Here is a 20605-nt window from a genome sequence, read left to right as displayed (position 1 = left end):
CTAGCTGACGAACTTGATTGTGAGCGGGTAGGTGTAGTACCGGCCCGTGTTGGCTGCCATCGCGGCCATGATTCCGAAGACGATGGCGAGGATCCACGCCGCGCCGAGGATGAGGAAGCCGATCAGGAGGATCGCGGTGACGCCGCCCACGATGTAGGCGATCAGCAGGGTGATCTGGAAGTTCAGGGCCGTCGCCGTGTGCGCGCGGATGAACGGGCCGCGGTCCTTCAGCACGAGGTAGCCGATCAGCGCCGGCAGCGGGCCGAAGAGGATTCCGCCGATATGGATCAGCGTCGCCCAGAGCTTCTCGTCGGCCGGGTTCATCGGGGTCGGGGCCTGGTACTGGTTCGAGGGGGGAGGTGCTGAGGACATTCGGACTCCTTATGGTCTGGTCGGCACGGTCTGGTCGGCCCCTGGTGCGGTCACGCCGACACCAGAGTAGCGGCCGGGCTACTTGATCAGGCGAACCGCGAACGGGTAACGGTAGTGGTGTCCGTCCTTGGCCTGCTGGAAGCCAAGGATGGAGAAGATCAGGCTCACGACCCACAGCGCCACGGAGAAAATCCCGAAGATCCCACCGATCCCGAAGGTGATCGACGCCAGGAAGCTGGCGATGATGTTGATCGCCACGTAGCCGAAGACGAGGGTGATCTGGAAATTGAGGGCTTCCTTGGCTTCCTCCGCCGTGAAGCGGCCGCGATCCTTGAAGATCAGCCAGATGAGCAGGGACGGGAAGAAACTCAGGATGCCGCCGAGGTGGGCGAAGGAGGCCCACTGCCGGTCGTCGGCCTCGGTGAGCGGGGCGGCCGGAACCGGGGCGGGGCCCTGGTACGGGGCCCGGTAGGGGTCCTGGGGCGGTCGCTGGCCGCGGTACGGGTCGTCGGGGATCTGGGCGTTCGGATCGCTCATCGGGGTGCCTTTCAGCGAATGGTGCTCGTCGGCTGCCGGGGATTCCCGCGCCGATATGCATAAGCTACTGCCCCCGATCCGCTTGTAGCAATGGGTGATCCCGTGCGGGTCGCGGTATGATTGGCACTCAGGAAGGGCGAGTGCCAACACCGCCAACCACATGCCACGAGAACACGGCAGCACGAGCGGAGAGGGAAGCGACCCGTCATGGTATCTGATCGCAGCCTCGAGGTCCTGCGGGTCATCGTGCAGGACTACGTCGCTTCACGGGAACCTGTCGGGTCGAAGACCATCGTCGATCGGCACTCCTTTGGTGTGTCTGCCGCGACGATCCGCAACGACATGGCCCTCCTCGAGGAGGAAGAGCTGATCGTCGCCCCGCACACCTCGTCCGGGCGCATCCCCACCGACAAGGGCTACCGGGTCTTCGTCGACCACCTGGCCGACCTGCGACCGCTGTCCGCGGCTGCGCGAGGGGCCATCGAGACCTTCCTGGGCGAGTCCGCCGACCTCGACGAGGTTCTGGCCCGGAGCGTCAGGCTGCTCTCCCAGCTCACCCACCAGGTCGCCCTGGTGCAGTATCCGTCCCTGTCCCGCGCCAGGGTGCGCCACATCGAACTCGTTCCCCTGGGCGGCACCCGCATCCTGTCCGTGCTCATCACGGACTCCGGCCGGGTCGAACAGAGAGTGATCGAGCTGCCTCGCGCCCTCGACGAACAGCAGCTCGGCGATGTGCGCGCCCGGCTCAACTCCGCCGTGTCCGGCCTGAGCATGAGCGAGGCGGCAACGGCGCTGTCCGGCCCGGAAGGGCTGGTCCCACGGGACCTCGAGGATGTCGTCGGCCCGATCACCGCCACCCTGGGCGACCAGATCGGCGCGAACCGTCACGACAAGCTCGTGATGGCCGGCGCGGCCAACCTGGTCCGCACCGAACATGACTTCACTGGCAGCATCTACCCGGTGCTCGAGGCCATCGAGGAACAGGTCGTGCTGCTGCGCCTGTTCGGCGAAATGGCCACCGACCAGCACGGCGTCTCGGTGAGCATCGGGCGCGAGAACGCGCCGTTCGGACTGGGCGAGACGTCCGTGCTCACGAGCGGCTATACCTCGCCGGGCGGCGACCTTGCCCGGCTGGGCGTGCTCGGCCCGACCCGCATGGACTACTCCAACAACATGGCCGCGGTCCGAGCCGTCGCCCGGTACCTGTCCCGCCTCCTCGGCGAGAACTAGGTCCCGAACCCGCACCGCCCGCGAACCCACGGCCAGATCCTCACCATTTCCAGAACCTCACCATTTCCAGAACCTCACCCCCAAGATATTCAAGGAGAGCCAGCTTTGGCTGACCATTACGAAGTACTCGGCGTCGCCCGCGATGCCACCACCGACGAGATCAAGAAGGCCTACCGGCGCCTGGCCCGCCAGTTGCACCCCGACGTGAACCCGGGGGCCGACGCGTCCGAGCGGTTCAAGTCGGTCACTCACGCCTATGACGTGCTGAGCGACGCGAAACAGCGCCAGCAGTACGACCGGGGCGGGCAGGGCGGCGGCGGATTCGACAACGGCCAATTCGGCAACTTCGGCGACATCTTCGAGACCTTCTTCGGCGGCGGAGGCGGCGGGAGCCGCGGACCCCGATCGCGCCGCGAACGCGGCCAGGACGCGCTGCTCCGGGTCGAGCTCGACCTCGACGAGGTCATCTTCGGCACGCACCGCGACATCGAGGTCGACACGGCCGTGGTCTGCGGCACCTGCAGCGGCACCTGCTGCCAGCCGGGAACGGCCCCGGTCACCTGCGACATCTGCCACGGAACCGGCAACATCCAGCGGGCCGTGCGGTCCCTGCTCGGCAATGTGATGACGTCGAGCCCCTGCGGCTCCTGCCGCGGCTACGGCACCATCATCGCCACCCCGTGTGTCACCTGCCAGGGCCAGGGGCGCGTGCGTGCCCGCCGCAAGGTCCCCATCGACATCCCGGCCGGCGTCGACACCGGCCTGCGCCTGCAGATGCCCGGCAGCGGCGAGGCCGGCCCGGCCGGCGGCCCCAACGGCGACCTCTACCTCGAAATGAAGGTGCGCCACCACGACGTCTTCAGCCGCGACGGTGACGACCTGCTCTGCACCCTGGACATCCCGATGACCACCGCGATCCTCGGCACGACCACGACGGTCGCCGCGCTCGACGGCGACATCGAGGTCCAGTTGCGGCCCGGCGTGCAAAGCGGGGAGATCCTCACGATCAAGGACCGCGGCGTGACCAAGCTGCGCGGAAACGGCCGCGGCGACCTCCGGATCGGCGTGCAGGTTCTCACCCCGACCAAGCTCGACCACAAGGAGCGCGAGCTGATCGAGGCGTTCGCGGCCCGGCACAAGGTGCCCGCACCCTCGCTCAGCCACTTCCAGCAGGGACTGTTCGCGAAGCTGCGCGATCGGTTCCTCGGCTAGAAGCCGCCTGATGGCGCATTTCTTTCTCGACGAGTCGCTCCGGGCAGAGGACTGCGCCCCGGGCGCGGTCGTCCGCGTGGGCGGCAGCGAAGCCAGGCACGCCGTCACGGTCAGCCGGATCCGGCCGGGCGAGCAGCTGCTCCTCGGCAACGGCGCCGGGCTCATCCTCGGCGGCACCGTCGTCACGGCGGAGCCGACCGAGCTGTCCCTCCGCGTCGACACGAACACGGTGGCGCCGCCGGCCAGGCCCCGGATCCTGCTCGTGCAGGCCCTCGCCAAGGGCGACCGGGACGAACTGGCCGTCCAGGCCGCCACCGAGCTGGGTATCGACGGTGTGATCCCGTGGGCGGCGGCGCGATCGGTGTCCCGGTGGGAGGGTGCGAAGATCGCCAGGGGCCGTGAGCGCTGGGCCAGCATCGTGCGCGAGGCCGGCAAGCAGTCGATCCGACCCTGGCTGCCGAGCGTCGAGGGCCTGGCGAGTACGAAAGCGCTGGCCGCCCTGGCCGGCTCCGCGCGGATGCTCCTGCTCGAGCCGACCGCCTCGGCCCGGCTCACCGAGGTGCCCGCGCCGACCGACGACCGCGACATCCTGCTCGTCGTCGGGCCGGAGGGCGGAATCGCCCCGTCGGAGCTGGCCATCCTCGAAGCGGCCGGCGCGACGCGGGTGCGCCTCGGCGACACCATCCTGCGCACCTCCACCGCGGGGCCGGCCGCGGTGGCCATCCTGAACGCGACGCTCGGCCGCTGGTAGCGCCGCTTAAGATAGAGACATGTCTTCCTCCGGCGCAGAACCGTCCATCTTCAGCCGCATCGTCGCCCGTGAAATCCCGGCGACGATCGTGGCCGAGACCGACCGCATCATCGCCTTCAACGACATCCACCCGCAGGCGCCCGTGCACGTCGTCATCACGACCAAGACGCAGCAGTACCGCAACGTGGTCGAACTCGCCGCGGCCGAACCCGCCCTGCTGGCCGAACTCGTCGATGTGGCCCGGCAGGTCGCCGACGAGCGCACGGGCGGGGAATTCCGCCTCGTCTTCAACACCGGCCCGTCCGCGGGACAGACCGTTTTCCACGTGCACGCCCACATCATGGGCGGACAGCTGAAGGAGGGGTCGCTTGGCTCCCACTGACGCGACGTCGGCCGGCGCCGAACGCGCAGAGCTCCGGATGCAGGTCGACGGGATCGCCATGGTGCGGCTCCTCGGGCCGCAGGATCGGTTCCTCGACACGATTGAACACGAGTATCCTGACGTCACTGTGCACGTGCGCGGCAACGACATCACCCTGACCGGGGACCCCGCACAGGTCGAAGCCGTGCGGCGCCTGATCGAGGAACTGCAGCTGATGCTCCGCGACGGCCGCGACCTCGGCGAGGCGGAGATCTCGACGTCGGCGCGGATGCTCGGCGCCGACAGCACCCGGAGCCCGTCTGAGCTGCTCGGCCAGGCCATCCTCAGCTCCAGGGGCAAGAGCATCCGCCCGAAGACCCTCGGCCAGAAGCACTACGTCGACGCGATCGACGAGAACACCATCACCTTCGGAATCGGCCCGGCCGGAACCGGCAAGACCTACCTTGCGATGGCCAAGGCCGTGCAGGCGCTGCAGCGCAAGGAGGTCGACCGGATCATCCTCACCCGCCCGGCAGTCGAGGCCGGTGAACGCCTGGGCTTCCTGCCGGGCACCCTCACCGAGAAGATCGACCCGTACCTCCGGCCGCTCTACGACGCCCTCTTCGAGATGATGGACCCCGAGCTCGTCCCCAAGCTCCTCGCGGCCGGCACGATCGAGGTTGCCCCGCTCGCGTACATGCGCGGGCGCACGCTCAACTCATCCTTCGTCGTGCTCGACGAGGCCCAGAACACCACGCCGGAACAGATGAAGATGTTCCTCACCCGGCTCGGCTTCGGCTCCCGGATGGTCATCACCGGTGACGTGACCCAGGTCGACCTGCCCGCCGGTGCGAGCGGCCTCAAGCTCGTCAGCCGTGTGCTCGACAATCTCGACGACATCCACTTCGTGCAGCTGACCAGCGCGGATGTCGTGCGGCACTCCCTCGTGGGACGCATCGTCGACGCGTACACCGAATACGACGCGCAGAAGCAGGCCCAGCGCTACGAAAGCGACCAGGCGCGCGAATTCGCCGCCCGTGCCACCCCGCGCTCCGCCGGCCCGCGTGATCGCCTTCCGAAACGGAGACCCAGTTGAGCATCGAAATCAATAACGAGTCGAACATCCGAGTCGACGAGGCCGCCATCCTCCGGCTGGCCGCGTACGCGCTCGACGCGATGCACGTGCACGCGGATGCCGAGCTCGCGATCGTGCTCGTGGACGAGGGCGCCATGGAGCAGCTCCACGTGCAGTGGATGGACGAGCCCGGCCCGACCGACGTGCTCAGCTTCCCGATGGACGAGCTGCGCCCGGGCACGGAGGACAACGAGACGCCGCCCGGACTACTCGGCGACATCGTGCTCTGCCCGCAGGTGGCCCAGGCCCAGGCGGAGACCGCCGGGCACTCCACCCTCGAGGAACTGCTCCTGCTGACGACCCACGGCGTGCTGCACCTGCTCGGGTTCGACCACGCCGAGCCGGCCGAGGAAAAAGAGATGTTCGGCATCCAGCGGGACATCCTGATCGGTTTCACCCTGCAGGAACGCACGCGCGGTTGATGATGATCGGGTGGTTTGTCACGGCGGCGATCCTGCTGGTGGCGTTCGGCGGGCTGATGGCCGCCGTGGACGCCGCCATCACCGCGCAATCCCGGGCGGACATCTTCGACCTGGCCGACACCTCGCGCGCCAAGCGCTCCCTCCAGGCGATCGCGCGGGACACCGGCGCCCACCTCAACGCCCTCAATTTCGTGCGCATCATCGCCGAGACGACCGCCGCAGTGCTCGTGACCCTCGTCTTCGCCACCTCCATCGAGGAGTTGTGGCTGGCGCTTCTGCTCTCCGCCCTGATCATGACGGCCGTGTCCTTCGTGCTCGTCGGTGCCAGCCCGCGCAGCGTGGGCCGCGCACACCCGACGAGCCTCCTGGCCGGCACGGCGCCGCTGGTGCACTTCGTCCGGGTGCTGCTCGGTCCGATCGCGAACGCCCTGGTCGCGCTGGGCAACCGGGTGACACCCGGCCGCACCCGCCTCGCCACCTTCACCTCGGAGAACCAGCTGCTGAGCATGGTGGACGAGGCCACCGAACTCGACGTGCTGGAGGAGGAGGACCGGGAACTCATCCACTCGATCTTCGAGTTCAACGACACCGTCGTGCGCGAGGTGATGATCCCGCGCACCGACATGGTGACCATCGACGCCGGCGCGTCCATCGGCGCCGCCATGGGCATCTTCCTGAGCAAGGGCTACTCCCGGGTGCCCGTCGTCGACGGCGAGGTCGACGACGTCACCGGCATCCTGTACCTGCGCGATGTGGCCAGGCTCGTCTATGAGCGGCCGTTGAACGTGGAGCAGCTGACCGTGGGCGAACTGGCCCGGCCCGCCGTCTTCGTGCCCGAATCGAAGAAGGCCGACGACCTGCTGCGCCAGATGCAGCTGGAGTCCAACCACCTTGCGATGGTGGTCGACGAGTACGGCGGCATCGCCGGCCTGGTCACCCTGGAGGACCTGATCGAGGAACTCGTCGGCGACATCTCCGACGAGTACGACCGGGACGTCGTGGAGGTCGAGGACCTCGGCGGCGGACGCTTCCGGGTGGCCGCGCGGCTTCCCGTCGACGAGCTCGGCGAACTGTTCGACCTCGACCTGGACGACGACGACGTCGACTCGGTGGGCGGGCTGCTGGCGAAGACGCTCGGACGCCTGCCGGTCGCCGGATCCGTCGCCTCGGTGAGCGGCCTGGTGCTCACCGCCGAGCGCACCGAGGGCCGACGCAAGAGAATTAGCACCGTGCTGGTGGAACGAGACGAAGCGCTGATTGATGCGCAGACCGCATTCCTGGGAATGTCGGACGATGAAGGAGCAAATGGCCATGGCTAAAGAAGACGCGTACCGAGCGGGATTCGTGTCCTTCGTGGGCAGGCCGAACGTCGGCAAGTCCACGCTGACGAACGCACTGGTGGGGGAGAAGGTCGCGATCACCTCGTCGAAGCCGCAGACCACGCGCCGCGCCATCCGCGGCATCGTGCACCAGAAGAACGGGCAGCTGATCCTGGTCGACACCCCGGGCATCCACCGGCCGCGCACGCTGCTCGGCGAACGTCTGAACAGCCTCGTGCAGACCACGCTGGCCGGGGTCGACGTCGTGGGGCTGTGCATCCCGGCCAACGAGCCGATCGGCCCGGGCGACCGGTTCATCAACGAGCAGCTGGATTCCTTCCCGCGCGCGAAGAAGGTGGCCATCGTCACCAAAATCGACGCCTCGTCCAAGACCAACGTGGCCGCGCAGCTCCTGGCGGTGTCGCAGCTGCGGGATTGGGAGGCGATCGTGCCGATCTCCTCCCAGAGCCGCATCCAGCTCGACGTACTCAGCGCCGAGCTCCTGCGTCTGCTGCCGACCGCCGATGCCCCGCTGTACCCGGCGGACACGGTGACCGACGAGACCCTGGAGTCGCGCATCTCGGAGTACATCCGCGAGGCCGCGCTCGAGGGCGTCACCGACGAGCTGCCGCACTCCATCGCCGTGACCATCGACGACATGATCGAGCGCGACGACCAGGAGCTGGTCGAGATCTACGCCAACCTGTTCGTCGAACGGGACAGCCAGAAGGGCATCATCATCGGAAAGTCGGGCAGCCGGCTGAAGGATGTCGGCGTGCGCGCCCGCAAGCAGATCGAACCGCTCGTCGGCAAGCGGGTCTTCCTCTCGCTCCGGGTCAAGGTCGCCAAGGAGTGGCAGCGCGACGCGAAGCAGCTCGGCCGCCTCGGCTTCTAGCCGTCCCGGCCGCTCGCCCAGAGTCGCCGTTTCCGCCGAGAATCGCCGGTCCAACGGCGACTCTCGGCGGAAACGACGATTCTCGCGGCTGGCATCCGTTGGCCGGCGAACGGTGCTAGCCTGAAATGGTGCTGTTCGGTGTGCTCCTCCTTAGCTGCCGCGACGAGACCTAATCTGAGGCCTCACTCGTCGCGGAGTCTGTCGTGGGCTGACCACCATTCGCGAGGAGATCAGGGATCATGAAGAACAACCAGACCGCATCGGCCATGCCGATCCACAAGTACCGTCCGTACCACGAGCAGTTCCGGGTCTCGCTGCCCGACCGCACCTGGCCGGACAGGCACATCGTTCAGGCCCCGCGCTGGTGCGCGGTCGACCTGCGCGACGGCAACCAGGCACTCATCGACCCGATGAGCCCCGAGCGCAAGCGCATCATGTTCGACCTGCTGGTCCGGATGGGCTACAAGGAGATCGAGGTCGGCTTCCCGTCCGCCAGCCAGACCGACTTCGACTTCGTGCGCAGCCTGATCGAAGACGACGCCATCCCGGATGACGTGACCATCCAGGTGCTCACCCAGGCTCGCGAGCACCTGATCCACCGCACCTACGAGTCCATCGCAGGGGCGAAGCAGGCCATCGTGCACTTCTACAACTCCACGAGTGTGTTGCAGCGCGAGGTCGTCTTCCGCCAGGACAAGCAGGGCATCACCGACATCGCCCTGTCCGGCGCGCGCCTCTGCCGCGCGGCCGAGGCGACTATCCCGGGAACGACCGTCTACTACGAGTACTCGCCGGAGAGCTACACCGGCACGGAGCTCGAGTTCGCGGTAGACGTGTGCAACCAGGTCATCGAGATCCTCGAGCCGACGCCGGAGCGCAAGGTCATCATCAACCTGCCCGCTACCGTCGAAATGGCCACCCCGAACGTCTACGCGGACTCGATCGAGTGGATGTCCCGTCACCTCGCCCACCGCGAGAACATCATCCTGTCGCTGCACCCGCACAACGACCGCGGCACCGCGATCGCCGCAGCGGAGCTCGGCTACCTGGCCGGGGCCGACCGCATCGAGGGCTGCCTGTTCGGCAACGGCGAGCGCACCGGCAACGTCGACCTCGTCGCCCTCGGCATCAACATGTTCACGCAGGGCATCGACCCGCAGATCGACTTCGGCAATATCGACGAGATCAAGCGCACGGCTGAATACTGCAACCAGCTGCCCGTGCCCGAGCGCAGCCCGTGGGCGGGCGACCTCGTGTTCACCGCCTTCAGCGGTTCACACCAGGACGCCATCAAGAAGGGCTTCGAGGCGATGGCCGCGGATGCCGCGGCGCAGGGCCGCTCCGTTGACGAGCTGGCGTGGGCCGTGCCCTACCTGCCGATCGACCCGAAGGACCTCGGCCGCAGCTACGAGGCCGTCATCCGCGTCAACTCGCAGTCCGGCAAGGGCGGCGTGGCCTACCTGCTGAAGACCGACCACGCCCTCGACCTGCCGCGCAAGCTGCAGATCGAATTCTCCGGCGTCGTCCAGGCCAAGACCGACGCCGAGGGCGGCGAGGTGACGAGCGAGCAGATCTGGGACATCTTCAACGACGAGTACCTGCCGGCGAAGCGGTCCAACCCGGATGCCAAGTGGGGGCGGTTCGAGCTCTACTCGACCCGCACCGCCAGCGACCTGTCCGGCACGGTCGAGCTCACGGTCGACCTGCGCGACGACGACTCCGTGGCCAATGCGACCGGGTCGGGCAACGGCCCGATCGCGGCGTTCCTCGGCGTGATGGCGGAGCGGGGCATCGAGATCACGCTTTATGACTACGTCGAGCACGCCATGTCGGCCGGCGGGGACGCCCTCGCTGCCGCCTACGTCGAACTCGACGTCAACGGCAAGCGCTACTGGGGAGTGGGAATCGACGCTGACATCTCCACCGCGTCGCTGAAGTCGGTCGTGTCGGCGGTCAACCGCGGCGTTCGTGCCGAGGTCGGCAACCGCGAACTCGCCACGGCCTAGGACAGCACCGCCCGCGACAGGGCACGGGACCGGGACCGGTTGCGGGGCGGGGCCGGCTGGATCACCAGCCGGCCCCGCCCCGTCGTTGTCAGCGTTTTTCAGCGTTTGTCAGCGGTTGTCAGCGCAGGACCGGGACCGACGCGGAGCGAGCCGTCGCCGGCGCCCCGAGGATGCGGGTGCAATCTTCGATGGCCCGGGCGAGGAGGTCGTACAGGCGCGCGTCCGTGTCGGGCACGCAGGCCTCCGCGATGCCCGGAACGGAAATGCGCAGGATCGACTCGGCACTGTGGGTGGTGAATTTCGAGCGGGGCCGGGAGCCGACGAACCCGATGAAGTCCCGCGCCCAGCGCTCGGTGTCCGGCGCCCGCCGGAAGGCCTCCCTGACCTGTTCCGTGACGTTCGCCGAAGACCCGGCGTCCATCCCGGCGAGGTTGCGTTCGCAGGTGAGGATGCCCACCGCCAGGGCACGCTGGCGCTCCATGCTGGCGACCGGCAGTGCCTGGGTTGCCGCGCGCAGGGCGACAAGCAACTCGACTCGCGGGTCGTCGCCGCGCAGGCCGATGACGGACGGAATCAGGCTCGTCAGCCGGGACCGGGCCGCGTCGGAGGTGCAGTCGTTCACCATCCTCGCCATCGACGCGAGCGTCGGGTGCGTGCAGGCCGGATGGTCGCTCCAGGATTCGCCTGCGAGGTAGGACGCGAATTCCATGAAGCATCCGCCGCTCCGCGGGGTGCGGTGCTTCCCTCGGGAAAGCACCGGCATCAGCTCCGGCGCGCCGGCCGAGTGTTGTGTCATGAGGAACCTCCATGAGACGTGAACCGTTGCCTTCCAGTCTCACCCCGCAGGGGATGAAATACCAGTGGCCTGTCCGCCGAGGCCCTCACGGGGTAGAACAGTGCCATGGCTGAACTAGCGGCGCTTGCCTCGTGGATTGACGGTTACCGCCGCGCCTGGGAATCAAACCGGCCAGGGGACATCCGGGCGCTGTTCACCGAGCGGGCCGTGTACCGAACCGAGCCCTACGCCGACCCCTGGGTCGGGCAGGATGCCATCGTCGCCGAGTGGCTGTTCGCCGCCGACGAACCGGGGGAGACCTCGTTCCGCTGGGCGCCACTGGCGATCACCGACGATGTAGCCGTCGTCCTGGCGACGACGGTCTACCGCGACGGGCCGAGCTACCGGAACCTCTGGGTAATCCGGCTGGCTCCGGACGGCCGGGCGAACGAGTTCACGGAGTGGTGGATGGAAGAGCCCGACTCGGCTGCGTAGGCGAACCGGATTTACGGGGTGGGCTCCGCCGACACCGCCGACCCCGCACCGGTCAGCGTGGGATTGCGGATGCCCGCCAGGGAGACGAGGCCGCCCACCACCAGGAGCGCCGAAGTGACCATCGCCGCCCGCAGGTAGCCGTTCAGGTCGAGCGCCGAACCGACGATGATTCCCGTGCAGGCGACCGCGATGAGCCCGGCGACCCGGGCGACGGCATTGTTGATGGCAGAGCCGATGCCCGCCCTGGCCGGGTCGACGGCGCCCAGGATCGCCGTGGTCAGGGGAGCGACCGTGATGGCCATGCCGAGGCCGAAGACGGAGATACCGGGCAGGACCTGCGTCCAATAGGCGGCCTCCGAGGTCATGGTCAGGGTGAGGAGAAAGCCGACCGCGCAGACGAGCGGGCCGACCGTCATGAACAGGCGCGGCCCGATCCGATCGGCCCGGGCGCCGAACCAGGAGGCGAGCAGGATCAGCAGCACCACCGCGGGCAGTGTGGCCACGCCGGCCGCAAGCGCGGTGTACCCGCCGACCTCCTGCAGGAACACCGTGAGCACGAAAGGACCGAAGGTGAACGCCGCATAAATGAAGACGGTGGCGATGTTGCCCATGCCGAAGTTGCGCACGGTGAACATTTCGAGCGGCATCATCGGATCGTCGCAGCGGTTCTCCCACCAGAGGAAGGCGGCGAAGCAGGCAATCCCGAGCACGAACGGCAGGTAGATGGCCGGGCTCGACCAGCCCAGGCGTCCCTGTTCGATCAGGGCGAAGACGGGGCCGCCGAGGCCCAGTACGCCGAGGATGGCGCCCACGACGTCGACGCGCGGCCGGGCCGGATTGGGCGCGTCGGTGCCCAGGCCCGCAAGCAGCCACAAGGCAACCGCTATCGGCAGCACATTGATCGCGAAGATGAGCCGCCAGGATGCCGCGTCGACGAGCATGCCGCCGACGAGCGGCCCGACGACGAACGCGGCGGTCGTCCACGCCGTCCACTTGCCGATGGCCTTGCCCTGTTCGGACGGGGCGAACGTCGAGATGATCAGCGCGAGCGAACTCGGCACGAGCAGGGCCCCGGCCGCGCCCTGCAGGATACGGGCGATGACGAGCACCAGCGCCGTCGGGGCGACCGCGCAGAGCAGGGAGGTGGCCCCGAAGCCGTAAAGGCCGATGCGCATAATCCGCATCCGGCCGAACGAGTCCGACAGGGATCCGGCGATCAGGATGAATGCGCCCAGCGTGATCAGGTAGCCGTCGACGACCCACTGCTGCAACGCGAGTCCGCCGCCCAGGTCCTCGCGCATGGCCGGCAGCGCGACGTTGATGACCGCGCCATCGAGGAACGCCACGAAGGTGACGATGATGGCGACGAGAAGCACCCGCTGGGCTCTGGTCACACGCACAGCGTATGCCTCCTCCGGGCCGAACGACACCCGTATTCGGTCGACCTGGCTAGGGGCCCCAGCGCCAGCGGCGGCCCGCCGCGCGCGGCGCCGGGCGGCCCTCCGTGCGGCCGTCCGTGCGGCGCCACCGCGGCCAGCTGCCGATCGCCCGCTGCTGCGGGAGGCTCCATCCGTACCGCGCCGAGAGCACCCGGATGACGGTGGTCGCGACAACGCAGACGATCCCGGCGATCGTGATCGGCACATCCAGCAGGAAGAGCATGACGAGCAGGCCGCTGCCGACTCCCGCGGCAACCGCGTAGTGCGAGCCGACGTGCATGACCGCGATGGGCACGTTGAGCATCATGTCCCGCACGGCCGAACCGCCGACGGCCGAGACCACGCCGACGAAGAGGGAGGGGACCTCGGGGAGACCGGCGGCGAGCGCCTTCGAGGTGCCGATGGCGCCGAACAGCCCAATCGTCACAGCGTCGAGCCCGATGATCAGTGGGCCCAGACGGTTGAAGTGGCTCTGCAGCAGCATGCCGAGGAGCGCAGCGCCGGTCGCCACCGGGAGGTACCAATTGCTCAGCAGCGCGGCCGGAACGCCGCCGAGGAAGATGTCGCGCAGGAGTCCGCCGCCCAGGCCGACCACGACGCCGATCAGGGCTACGCCGAGCAGGTCGAACCGGGCGTCCTTGAAACGGCCGGCGAACATGGCGCCCTGGATCGCCCCGATCCCGACGGCGGCAAGGTCGAGCCAGAGGGGAATCGTGAAAAGGGTGGAGGGCACTAACAACTAGTACCACGCAACGAGCCCGCCGACCGCGCCCTTCACCCGCTCCCCGGCCGATAGTGGGAGAATTGCCCCGTGCCTGTCTACCGTGATGAAGCCGTCGTGCTGCGCACCCACAAACTGGGTGAAGCCGACCGCATCGTCACCCTGCTCACCCGGCAGCACGGCAAGGTCAGGGCCGTCGCCAAGGGGGTCCGGCGCACAGCGTCGAAATTCGGCGCCCGGCTCGAACCATTCATGGTCGCCGACGTGCAGTTGTATGAGGGCCGCAGCCTCGACATCATCACCCAGGCGGAGTCGCTCGGTTCCTACGGTGCCCTGATCACGGCGGACTACCCCAGCTACACCGCGGCCAGCGTGATGGTCGAAACCGCCGACAAACTCACCGAGTCCGAAGGCTCCCTGCAGCAGTACCTGCTGCTCGTCGGCGCGCTCCGCTCGCTGTCGCGTCGCGAGCACGGCGCCGGCCTCACCCTCGACTCGTACCTGCTCCGAGCCCTGTCGATGGCCGGTTGGGCGCCGAGCTTCCAGGACTGCGCGCGGTGCGGCACGGTCGGCGACCATTCCGCCGTCGTCGTGCAACTGGGCGGCATCGTCTGCGATGACTGCGCTCCGCCCGGGTCGCCGCGCCTCGACGTCGAGGCGGTCGCCCTCCTGAGCGCCCTGCTCACCGGAGACTGGGAGCACGCGAAGGCCACACCCGAGCGCACCCAGGCCCAGGCCACCGGCGTCGTCGCCGCGTACACGCAGTTCCACCTGGAACGCGGCCTCCGATCACTGGAGCATGTCAGCAAATGACCCTGAACCCGTTCAGCCGCGGCCCCAAACCGTTCACCCACAAAGACGCCGTCCCCTTCAAACCGCTCGACTGGACGGGCCTGTACCCTTCGTCGCTGCCGTCCGGGGCCGTTCCCGGGCACGTCGCCGTCGTCATGGACGGCAACGGCCGCTGGGCCAACGCCCGCGGCCTGCCCCGCGTCGAGGGGCACAAGGCGGGGGAGGCGGCGCTGCTCGACGTCGTCGCCGGGGCCATCCAGATCGGCGTGAAGCAGCTCAGCGTCTACGCGTTCTCCACCGAGAACTGGAAGCGCTCGCCCGACGAGGTCCGCTTCCTGATGGGCTTCAACCGGGACGTGCTGCACCGCCGCCGGGATCAGCTGAACGAGTGGGGGGTGCGCGTGCGGTGGGCCGGCCGGAAGCCCCGGCTCTGGGCATCCGTCATCAACGAACTGCAGTATGCCGAGAGGCTCACCGCCGGCAACGACGTGCTCACGCTCACCATGTGCGTGAACTACGGCGGCCGCACCGAGATCACGGATGCCGTGCGCGCCCTCGCCGAGGACGTCGCCGCGGGCAGGCTGAAGCCGTCCGGCATCACCGAGAAGGCCATCCAGCGGCACCTGTACACCGCGGACCTGCCCGACGTGGACCTGTTCGTGCGGAGCTCCGGCGAGCAGCGCACCAGCAACTTCCTGCTCTGGCAGAGCGCGTACGCCGAAATGGTCTTCCTCGACACGCTCTGGCCGGACTTCACCCGCGCCGACCTCTGGCAGGCCATCGAGCTGTACGCCTCACGGAACCGCCGCTACGGCGGCGCCGTCGACACGCCCGCCACCTGAGCGGGAATATTCCGACGACCGGGCACGGTTGCGCCAGAGTGAGCGAAACCATCAAAGTAGACATCTGGTCCGACGTGCAGTGCCCCTGGTGCTACATCGGGAAGCGCAAGTTCGAGGCCGGGGCCGCCCTCTTCGGCGCTGACATCGAAGGCGGGGAGATCGAGGTCGAATATCACAGCTTCGAGCTCGCACCGGATACCCCGGTCGACTTCGAGGGCAGCCCGGTCGAATACCTGAGCCAGCGCAAGGGACTGCCGCTCGCGCAGGTCGAAGAGATGCTCGAACGCGTCACCGGGATCGCCGAAAGCGTCGGTCTCCACTACGACTATGACGCCGTGCACCAGACCAACACGGTCATTTCCCACGAGCTGCTGCACTACGCCAAATCCCGCGGGCGCCAGCTCGACATGAAGGAAGCCCTGCTCAAGTCGTACTTCGTCGACGGCGGCCATGTCGGGCGGATCGCGGATCTGGCCGACCTCGCCGAGGGCATCGGCCTGGACCGGGCAGACGTCGTGCGGGCGCTCACCGACCATGAATTCCTGGGCGACGTCAAGGCGGATGTCGCCCAGGCCACCGCCTACGGCATCCAGGGCGTCCCCTTCTTTGTGATCGACGGACGATACGGCATCTCCGGAGCGCAGGATCCTGATACCTTTGCCCAAGCCCTCCGCCAGGCGCGGACCGATAAATCCGAGGAGAACAGCGCATGACTGACGCAACCACCACCCAGGAAGTTCCCACCGACGCCACCGACGCCACCGTCCCCGAGATCGAGCTGCTCGGTCAGTCCGGCGGCGGCTGCTGCGGCGGCTCCGCCTGCGGTTCCTAGCCCCGCCACCCACCGCGAAACCGCAGTTGTGCGCGTTATGGCGCGTTCATATCGAGCACAACTGCGGTTTCGCGGTGGTATTTAAAGTCTGGGAGAATTGATGACGATGATTCCTTCAGCAGCGACTACGCCGGCAGGCACAGCGACTACGCCGGCGCTACGCATCGGCCCCCTTGAACTCGACGTCCCCGTCGTCCTGGCGCCCATGGCCGGCATCACCAATACCGCGTTCCGCAGGCTGTGCCGCGAATTCGGCGCCGGGCTTTATGTCAGCGAGATGATCACCTCCCGCGCCCTGGTCGAACGCACGCCGGGCTCGATGCGACTGATCAATCACCACGAGAGCGAATCGACGCGCTCCATCCAGCTCTACGGGGTCGACCCGAAAACGGTCGCCGAGGCCGTCACCATGCTCGTCGCCGAAGACCGGGCAGACCACATCGACCTGAACTTCGGATGCCCGGTCCCCAAGGTCACCCGCAAGGGCGGGGGAGCGGCGCTGCCGTGGAAACTCGGCCTGTTCCGTCAGATCGTCGAGGCAGCGGTGAAGGCGGCGGGTCCGATTCCGCTCACCATCAAGATGCGCAAGGGCATCGACTCCGACCACCTCACCTACCTGGAGGCCGGCAAGGCGGCCGAGGGCGCCGGCGTCGCGGCGATTGCCCTGCACGCCCGCACCGCAGCCGAGTTCTATTCCGGCCAGGCCGACTGGTCGGCCATCGAAAAGCTCAAGAATGCGATCTCCGGCCCGCCCGTGTTGGGCAACGGCGACATCTGGTCTGCCGAGGACGCCCTGCGGATGGTCGGGGAGACCGGCTGCGACGGCGTCGTCGTCGGCCGGGGCTGCCTGGGGCGCCCGTGGCTGTTCGGCGACCTGGCCGCCGCCTTCCGCGGTGACCTGGAGACGGCGAAAATTCAGCCCGACCTCGGCCAGGTCGCGGCGACCTTCTATCGGCACGCGGAACTGCTCACCGAGTTCTTCGACAGCGAAGAGCGCGCCTGCCGCGATGTGCGCAAGCACGTGGCATGGTACTTCAAGGGCTACCCCGTGGGCGGAGACCTCCGGGCCAGCCTGGCCACGGTGGGCTCGCTGGCCCAGCTCGAAGAGCTGCTGGCAACCCTCGACGGCACCCTGCCCTACCCGGGTGAAGGCGCCGAGGGGCCTCGCGGTCGGGCCGGGACGCCGAAGAGAACGGCGCTGCCGGAGCACTGGCTGGATTCCCAGGAGCTGGCCGGAGCGGAACGTGCCAATCTGACCGAGGGTGAAGGGGACACAAGCGGTGGCTAACGCTACGGGGTACGGCACGCACGACGAGGAGCGCTGGCTGCCGGAGGAACACAATTCGGGCCGCAGCGATTTCGCGCGCGACCGCGCCCGCCTCCTGCACTCCAGTGCCCTCCGTCGCCTGGCCGCGAAGACGCAGGTGCTCAGCCCGACGGCTGGCCTCGACTTCGCCCGCAACCGGCTGACCCACTCGCTCGAGGTCGCCCAGATCGGCCGTGAGCTCGCCCTGCGGCTCGGCCTCGACCCCGACATCGTCGACACGGCCTGCCTCGCGCACGACATCGGGCATCCGCCGTTCGGCCACAACGGCGAGAAGGCGCTCAACACCTGGTCGCTCGACGTGGGCGGGTTCGAGGGCAACGCCCAGACCCTGCGCCTGCTCACCCGCCTCGAACCCAAGGTCTTCGGCGACGACGGCCGCAGCTACGGGCTGAACCTCACCCGGGCCAGCCTCGACGCGAGTTGCAAATACCCGTGGCCGGAGGGCTCCTCGGTCAATGACCCGAGCGGCCGCGCGAAGTTCGGCTTCTACGCCGAGGACGTCGCCGCCTTCGAGTGGCTGCGCAGTGGGGCGCCGGACCGGCAGCTCTGCATCGAGGCCCAGGTCATGGACCTTTCTGACGACATCGCCTACTCCGTGCACGATTTCGAGGATGCCGTGGTGAACGGCTATGTGGATGTCGCCGCCCTGGGCAGCAGGGTCGACCACGACGAACTCGTCTCGTCGATGTACGAGTGGATCGGCGGCGAGCTCACCTACGACCAGCTGATCCGGGCCTTTGACCGCCTGGACTCCCTCGATGTCTGGCTCGACGGCTGGACCGCCGGCCGGCGCGACCAGGGGCGCCTGAAGAACCTCACCAGCCAGCTCATCGGCCGATTCTCCGGCGCGGCCGTGCGGGCAACGCGCGAGGCCTACCCGGGGGAGCGCCTCATCCGGTTCGGGGCGCACGTGGTCGTGCCGATCGAGATCCAGGCCGAAATCGCGGTGCTGAAGGGCATCGTGGCGGCCTTCGTGATGACCCGGAACACGCGCAAGCCGATCTACGTCCAGCAGCGGCAGGTGCTCACGCTCCTCGCCGACGCCCTGCTCGCCACCGGCGACGCTCAGCTCGACCCCGGCTTCCGCGAGGACTGGCAGGCCGCGCCGGATGACGACGCCCGCAAGCGGGTCGTCGTCGACCAGGTGGCCAGCCTCACCGACCAGTCCGCACTGGCCTGGTACGAACGTCTCGTGCAGGACTGACATGGGCGGGAGGAGCATTCAGCCATGGCAGGCCTGATCCGACAGAGCGACATCGAAGAGGTCAAGGCCCGCACGAACATCGCCGACATCATCGGCGACTACGTGAGCCTCAAGTCCGCCGGCGTCGGATCGATGAAGGGCCTGTGCCCCTTCCACGACGAACGCAGCCCCAGCTTCCACGTGCGCCCCCAGGTCGGCTTCTACCACTGCTTCGGCTGCGGCGAGAGCGGCGACGTCTACTCGTTCCTGCAGAAGATGGACCACGTCAGCTTCTCCGAGGCCGTCGAACGGCTGGCTGGCCGGGTCGGCCTGCAGCTTCACTACGAGGACGGCGGGGGAGCCCCCGACCACAGCAACCGCGCCCGCCTGCTGGCCGCCAACCAGGCCGCCGCCGACTTCTTCGTCGAACAGCTCGGTAGCACGGGCGCACAGGTCGGCCGCACTTTCCTCGGCGAGCGCGGCTTCGACGCCACAGCCGCCGAACGATTCGGGGTCGGTTTCGCTCCCAAGAGCTGGGATGAGCTCACCAACCACCTGCGCGGCAGGGGATTCTCCACAGAGGAGCTCACCCTCTCCGGCCTCGTCTCCAGCCGCGAGGGGTCGAGCGGCGTCTACGACCGGTTCCGCGGCCGGCTGGTGTGGCCCATCCGGGACATCACCGGGCAGACCATCGGCTTCGGGGCGCGCAAGCTGCTCGAGGACGACAAAGGCCCCAAGTACCTGAACACCCCGGAGACGCCGGTCTACCACAAGGCCCAGGTGCTCTACGGCCTCGACCTGGCCAAGCGCGACATCTCCCGCAGCCACCAGGTCGTCGTGGTCGAGGGCTACACCGACGTGATGGCCTGCCACATGGCCGGGGTCACCACGGCCGTCGCCACCTGCGGCACCTCGTTCGGCGTCGACCACATCAAGGTGCTGCGCCGCGTGCTTGGCGATGACAGCCGCCTCGGCGAGGTCGTTTTCACCTTCGACCCGGATGCCGCCGGCCAGAAGGCCGCCGTCCGCGCGTTCAGCGAGGAGCAGCGCTTCGCCGCGCAGACCTTCGTCGCCGTCGGGCCGGACGGCCTCGACCCGTGCGACCTGCGCTTGCACCGCGGCGACGACGCGGTGCGCCGTCTTGTCGACTCGAAGAAGCCGATGTTCGAGTTCATGATCCGCCAGCTGCTCGGCCAGTACAACCTCGACACGGTCGAGGGGCGGGTCGCGGCCCTCCGCGCCGCCGCGCCGATCGTCGGCGACATCCGGGACCCGGCGCTGCGTCCCGGCTACACCCACGAGCTCTCCAGGATGCTCGGCATGGAGCTGGGCGAGGTGAAGAAGGCCGTCACGGCCGCCCAGGCCCGCGGCCGCGCCCCCGAGCCCGCCGCCGCGGCGAGTCGCCGGGAGGGCGCTGACAGCGCCCCGGCCGAGAAACCCTTCTCGCTCCTGGAGCTGCCGACCGACCCGGTCACACGCCTGGAGCGGGACGGCCTGATGGCGATCCTGCAGCATCCGGGCGTCGTCACCCCCGAGCTCCTGGCCCGCGCGGTGCACACGACGTTCGCCAACCCGTCACTCGCCGTCGTGCGGGACGGGATTCTCGCCAGCCTGCCGCACGTGGCGGACCCGGACTGGCTGGACCTTGTCGTCGCCGAGGTGCCGGAGCAGCTCGCGAACCTGGTCAGGCAGCTGGCCATGGCGCCGCTGCCCGAACGCACCCAGCGCGACATCGATCGCTACGTGCGAGACATCACGATCGCCCTGGTCGACCGAGACCTGCTGCGACAGAAGGCGGAGCTGCTGGGCAGATTGCAACGCACGGATGCCGCCAACCGCGAGGTCTACTCCACCCTGCAGCGTGAACTCGTGCGCGTCGAAGCCGAACGGCGCAACCTCCGCGAGGAGTGAAGTCCGTCGCTGGGCGACTCGGTTAGGTTGCAGGTCTGTAAAGATGCC

General features: G+C 68.4%; 22 protein-coding genes. 17 read left to right on the top strand and 5 right to left on the bottom strand.

From position 1 onward, the window contains the following. On the bottom strand, positions 1-372 hold the full coding sequence (locus BLQ39_RS13055; protein WP_241982895.1) for a DUF4870 domain-containing protein: 372 nt from the start codon (positions 370-372) through the stop codon (positions 1-3). 78 nt (positions 373-450) lie between these two features. Beyond that, the gene (locus tag BLQ39_RS13050; RefSeq protein WP_092324561.1) at positions 451-909 is read right to left on the bottom strand and encodes a DUF4870 domain-containing protein; all 459 of its coding nucleotides are present in this window, start codon (positions 907-909) and stop codon (positions 451-453) included. A 207-nt stretch (positions 910-1116) separates the two neighbouring features. On the opposite strand from BLQ39_RS13050, the gene hrcA reads away from it, so the two are divergent. The 9 genes from hrcA (at position 1117) to leuA (ending at position 10240) form a co-directional block, all read left to right on the top strand. Then, complete coding sequence (hrcA, locus tag BLQ39_RS13045) at positions 1117-2139, top strand: heat-inducible transcriptional repressor HrcA (protein ID WP_092324560.1); 1023 nt, start codon at positions 1117-1119, stop codon at positions 2137-2139. A 105-nt stretch (positions 2140-2244) separates the two neighbouring features. Then, entirely contained in the window at positions 2245-3351 is a 1107-nt protein-coding gene (gene dnaJ / locus BLQ39_RS13040) for a molecular chaperone DnaJ (RefSeq protein ID WP_092324558.1), read from the top strand. 10 nt (positions 3352-3361) lie between these two features. Further along, positions 3362-4102 (top strand): 16S rRNA (uracil(1498)-N(3))-methyltransferase, encoded by a 741-nt coding sequence (locus BLQ39_RS13035; RefSeq protein WP_092324557.1) that lies wholly within the window; start codon positions 3362-3364, stop codon positions 4100-4102. A gap of 19 nt (positions 4103-4121) precedes the next feature. Then, a complete protein-coding gene (locus tag BLQ39_RS13030) occupies positions 4122-4484 on the top strand; it encodes an HIT domain-containing protein (RefSeq protein ID WP_092324555.1) in 363 nt (120 codons plus the stop codon). A 37-nt stretch (positions 4485-4521) separates the two neighbouring features. Further along, positions 4522-5559, top strand: coding sequence for a PhoH family protein (locus tag BLQ39_RS13025; RefSeq protein ID WP_092324595.1), 1038 nt, complete (start codon positions 4522-4524; stop codon positions 5557-5559). After that, positions 5556-6020, top strand: coding sequence for an rRNA maturation RNase YbeY (ybeY, locus tag BLQ39_RS13020; RefSeq protein WP_092324554.1), 465 nt, complete (start codon positions 5556-5558; stop codon positions 6018-6020). The genes BLQ39_RS13025 and ybeY overlap by 4 nt, the downstream gene beginning before the upstream one ends. Next, positions 6020-7339, top strand: coding sequence for a hemolysin family protein (locus tag BLQ39_RS13015; protein ID WP_092324552.1), 1320 nt, complete (start codon positions 6020-6022; stop codon positions 7337-7339). The genes ybeY and BLQ39_RS13015 overlap by 1 nt, the downstream gene beginning before the upstream one ends. After that, a complete protein-coding gene (era, locus tag BLQ39_RS13010) occupies positions 7332-8234 on the top strand; it encodes a GTPase Era (protein WP_092324593.1) in 903 nt (300 codons plus the stop codon). Before BLQ39_RS13015 ends, era begins: the two co-directional genes overlap by 8 nt. Before the next feature lie 239 nt (positions 8235-8473). Continuing rightward, positions 8474-10240 carry a 2-isopropylmalate synthase gene (leuA, locus tag BLQ39_RS13005; protein ID WP_092324550.1) on the top strand — a complete coding sequence of 589 codons (1767 nt, stop codon included), beginning with the start codon at positions 8474-8476 and terminating at the stop codon, positions 10238-10240. Positions 10241-10358: 118 nt separating this feature from the next. Here the strand turns inward: leuA and BLQ39_RS13000 are convergent, their stop codons facing one another. Continuing rightward, positions 10359-11036: a hypothetical protein gene (locus BLQ39_RS13000; RefSeq protein ID WP_198417075.1), complete on the bottom strand. Its 678-nt coding sequence runs from the start codon at positions 11034-11036 to the stop codon at positions 10359-10361. Between the two features lie 105 nt (positions 11037-11141). On the opposite strand from BLQ39_RS13000, the gene BLQ39_RS12995 reads away from it, so the two are divergent. After that, positions 11142-11510 (top strand): nuclear transport factor 2 family protein, encoded by a 369-nt coding sequence (locus tag BLQ39_RS12995; protein WP_092324549.1) that lies wholly within the window; start codon positions 11142-11144, stop codon positions 11508-11510. A gap of 11 nt (positions 11511-11521) precedes the next feature. On the opposite strand, the gene BLQ39_RS12990 is transcribed toward BLQ39_RS12995, so the two are convergent. Both BLQ39_RS12990 and BLQ39_RS12985 read right to left on the bottom strand, forming a co-directional pair. Then, the gene (locus BLQ39_RS12990) at positions 11522-12904 is read right to left on the bottom strand and encodes a DHA2 family efflux MFS transporter permease subunit (protein ID WP_092324590.1); all 1383 of its coding nucleotides are present in this window, start codon (positions 12902-12904) and stop codon (positions 11522-11524) included. A gap of 55 nt (positions 12905-12959) precedes the next feature. Continuing rightward, positions 12960-13682, bottom strand: coding sequence for a trimeric intracellular cation channel family protein (locus BLQ39_RS12985; protein WP_092324547.1), 723 nt, complete (start codon positions 13680-13682; stop codon positions 12960-12962). A gap of 78 nt (positions 13683-13760) precedes the next feature. On the opposite strand from BLQ39_RS12985, the gene recO reads away from it, so the two are divergent. The 7 genes from recO (at position 13761) to dnaG (ending at position 20557) form a co-directional block, all read left to right on the top strand. After that, positions 13761-14483 (top strand): DNA repair protein RecO, encoded by a 723-nt coding sequence (gene recO / locus BLQ39_RS12980; RefSeq protein WP_092324545.1) that lies wholly within the window; start codon positions 13761-13763, stop codon positions 14481-14483. Further along, positions 14480-15304, top strand: a complete 825-nt coding sequence (locus BLQ39_RS12975; protein ID WP_092324543.1) for an isoprenyl transferase — start codon at positions 14480-14482, stop codon at positions 15302-15304. The genes recO and BLQ39_RS12975 overlap by 4 nt, the downstream gene beginning before the upstream one ends. A 38-nt stretch (positions 15305-15342) precedes the next feature. After that, on the top strand, positions 15343-16017 hold the full coding sequence (locus tag BLQ39_RS12970) for a DsbA family oxidoreductase (protein ID WP_092324542.1): 675 nt from the start codon (positions 15343-15345) through the stop codon (positions 16015-16017). Next, positions 16014-16136: a hypothetical protein gene (locus BLQ39_RS16185; RefSeq protein WP_255452843.1), complete on the top strand. Its 123-nt coding sequence runs from the start codon at positions 16014-16016 to the stop codon at positions 16134-16136. Before BLQ39_RS12970 ends, BLQ39_RS16185 begins: the two co-directional genes overlap by 4 nt. A gap of 106 nt (positions 16137-16242) precedes the next feature. Continuing rightward, positions 16243-17424, top strand: coding sequence for a tRNA dihydrouridine synthase DusB (gene dusB / locus BLQ39_RS12965; protein WP_092324588.1), 1182 nt, complete (start codon positions 16243-16245; stop codon positions 17422-17424). Next, entirely contained in the window at positions 17417-18667 is a 1251-nt protein-coding gene (locus tag BLQ39_RS12960; RefSeq protein ID WP_174775326.1) for a deoxyguanosinetriphosphate triphosphohydrolase, read from the top strand. Before dusB ends, BLQ39_RS12960 begins: the two co-directional genes overlap by 8 nt. 24 nt (positions 18668-18691) lie before the next feature. Continuing rightward, the gene (gene dnaG, locus BLQ39_RS12955) at positions 18692-20557 is read left to right on the top strand and encodes a DNA primase (protein ID WP_092324539.1); all 1866 of its coding nucleotides are present in this window, start codon (positions 18692-18694) and stop codon (positions 20555-20557) included. Positions 20558-20605 lie beyond the last annotated feature (48 nt).

Source organism: Cryobacterium psychrotolerans (assembly GCF_900101115.1).
Classification (GTDB): domain Bacteria; phylum Actinomycetota; class Actinomycetes; order Actinomycetales; family Microbacteriaceae; genus Cryobacterium; species Cryobacterium psychrotolerans.
Note: the sequence above shows the minus strand (reverse complement) of the source record. Positions and strands in the feature narration are given on the sequence as shown.

What these genes read in the sequence shown, in the direction of transcription:
- BLQ39_RS13055 (WP_241982895.1), bottom strand. Translation starts at nt 372, where the DNA reads ATGTCCTCAGCACCTCCCCCCTCGAACCAGTACCAGGCCCCGACCCCG.
- BLQ39_RS13050 (WP_092324561.1), bottom strand. Translation starts at nt 909, where the DNA reads ATGAGCGATCCGAACGCCCAGATCCCCGACGACCCGTACCGCGGCCAG.
- hrcA (WP_092324560.1), top strand. Translation starts at nt 1,117, where the DNA reads ATGGTATCTGATCGCAGCCTCGAGGTCCTGCGGGTCATCGTGCAGGAC.
- BLQ39_RS13035 (WP_092324557.1), top strand. Translation starts at nt 3,362, where the DNA reads ATGGCGCATTTCTTTCTCGACGAGTCGCTCCGGGCAGAGGACTGCGCC.
- BLQ39_RS13030 (WP_092324555.1), top strand. Translation starts at nt 4,122, where the DNA reads ATGTCTTCCTCCGGCGCAGAACCGTCCATCTTCAGCCGCATCGTCGCC.
- BLQ39_RS13025 (WP_092324595.1), top strand. Translation starts at nt 4,522, where the DNA reads ATGCAGGTCGACGGGATCGCCATGGTGCGGCTCCTCGGGCCGCAGGAT.
- BLQ39_RS13015 (WP_092324552.1), top strand. Translation starts at nt 6,020, where the DNA reads ATGATGATCGGGTGGTTTGTCACGGCGGCGATCCTGCTGGTGGCGTTC.
- era (WP_092324593.1), top strand. Translation starts at nt 7,332, where the DNA reads ATGGCTAAAGAAGACGCGTACCGAGCGGGATTCGTGTCCTTCGTGGGC.
- leuA (WP_092324550.1), top strand. Translation starts at nt 8,474, where the DNA reads ATGAAGAACAACCAGACCGCATCGGCCATGCCGATCCACAAGTACCGT.
- BLQ39_RS13000 (WP_198417075.1), bottom strand. Translation starts at nt 11,036, where the DNA reads ATGACACAACACTCGGCCGGCGCGCCGGAGCTGATGCCGGTGCTTTCC.
- BLQ39_RS12995 (WP_092324549.1), top strand. Translation starts at nt 11,142, where the DNA reads ATGGCTGAACTAGCGGCGCTTGCCTCGTGGATTGACGGTTACCGCCGC.
- BLQ39_RS12975 (WP_092324543.1), top strand. Translation starts at nt 14,480, where the DNA reads ATGACCCTGAACCCGTTCAGCCGCGGCCCCAAACCGTTCACCCACAAA.
- BLQ39_RS16185 (WP_255452843.1), top strand. Translation starts at nt 16,014, where the DNA reads ATGACTGACGCAACCACCACCCAGGAAGTTCCCACCGACGCCACCGAC.
- dusB (WP_092324588.1), top strand. Translation starts at nt 16,243, where the DNA reads ATGATTCCTTCAGCAGCGACTACGCCGGCAGGCACAGCGACTACGCCG.
- dnaG (WP_092324539.1), top strand. Translation starts at nt 18,692, where the DNA reads ATGGCAGGCCTGATCCGACAGAGCGACATCGAAGAGGTCAAGGCCCGC.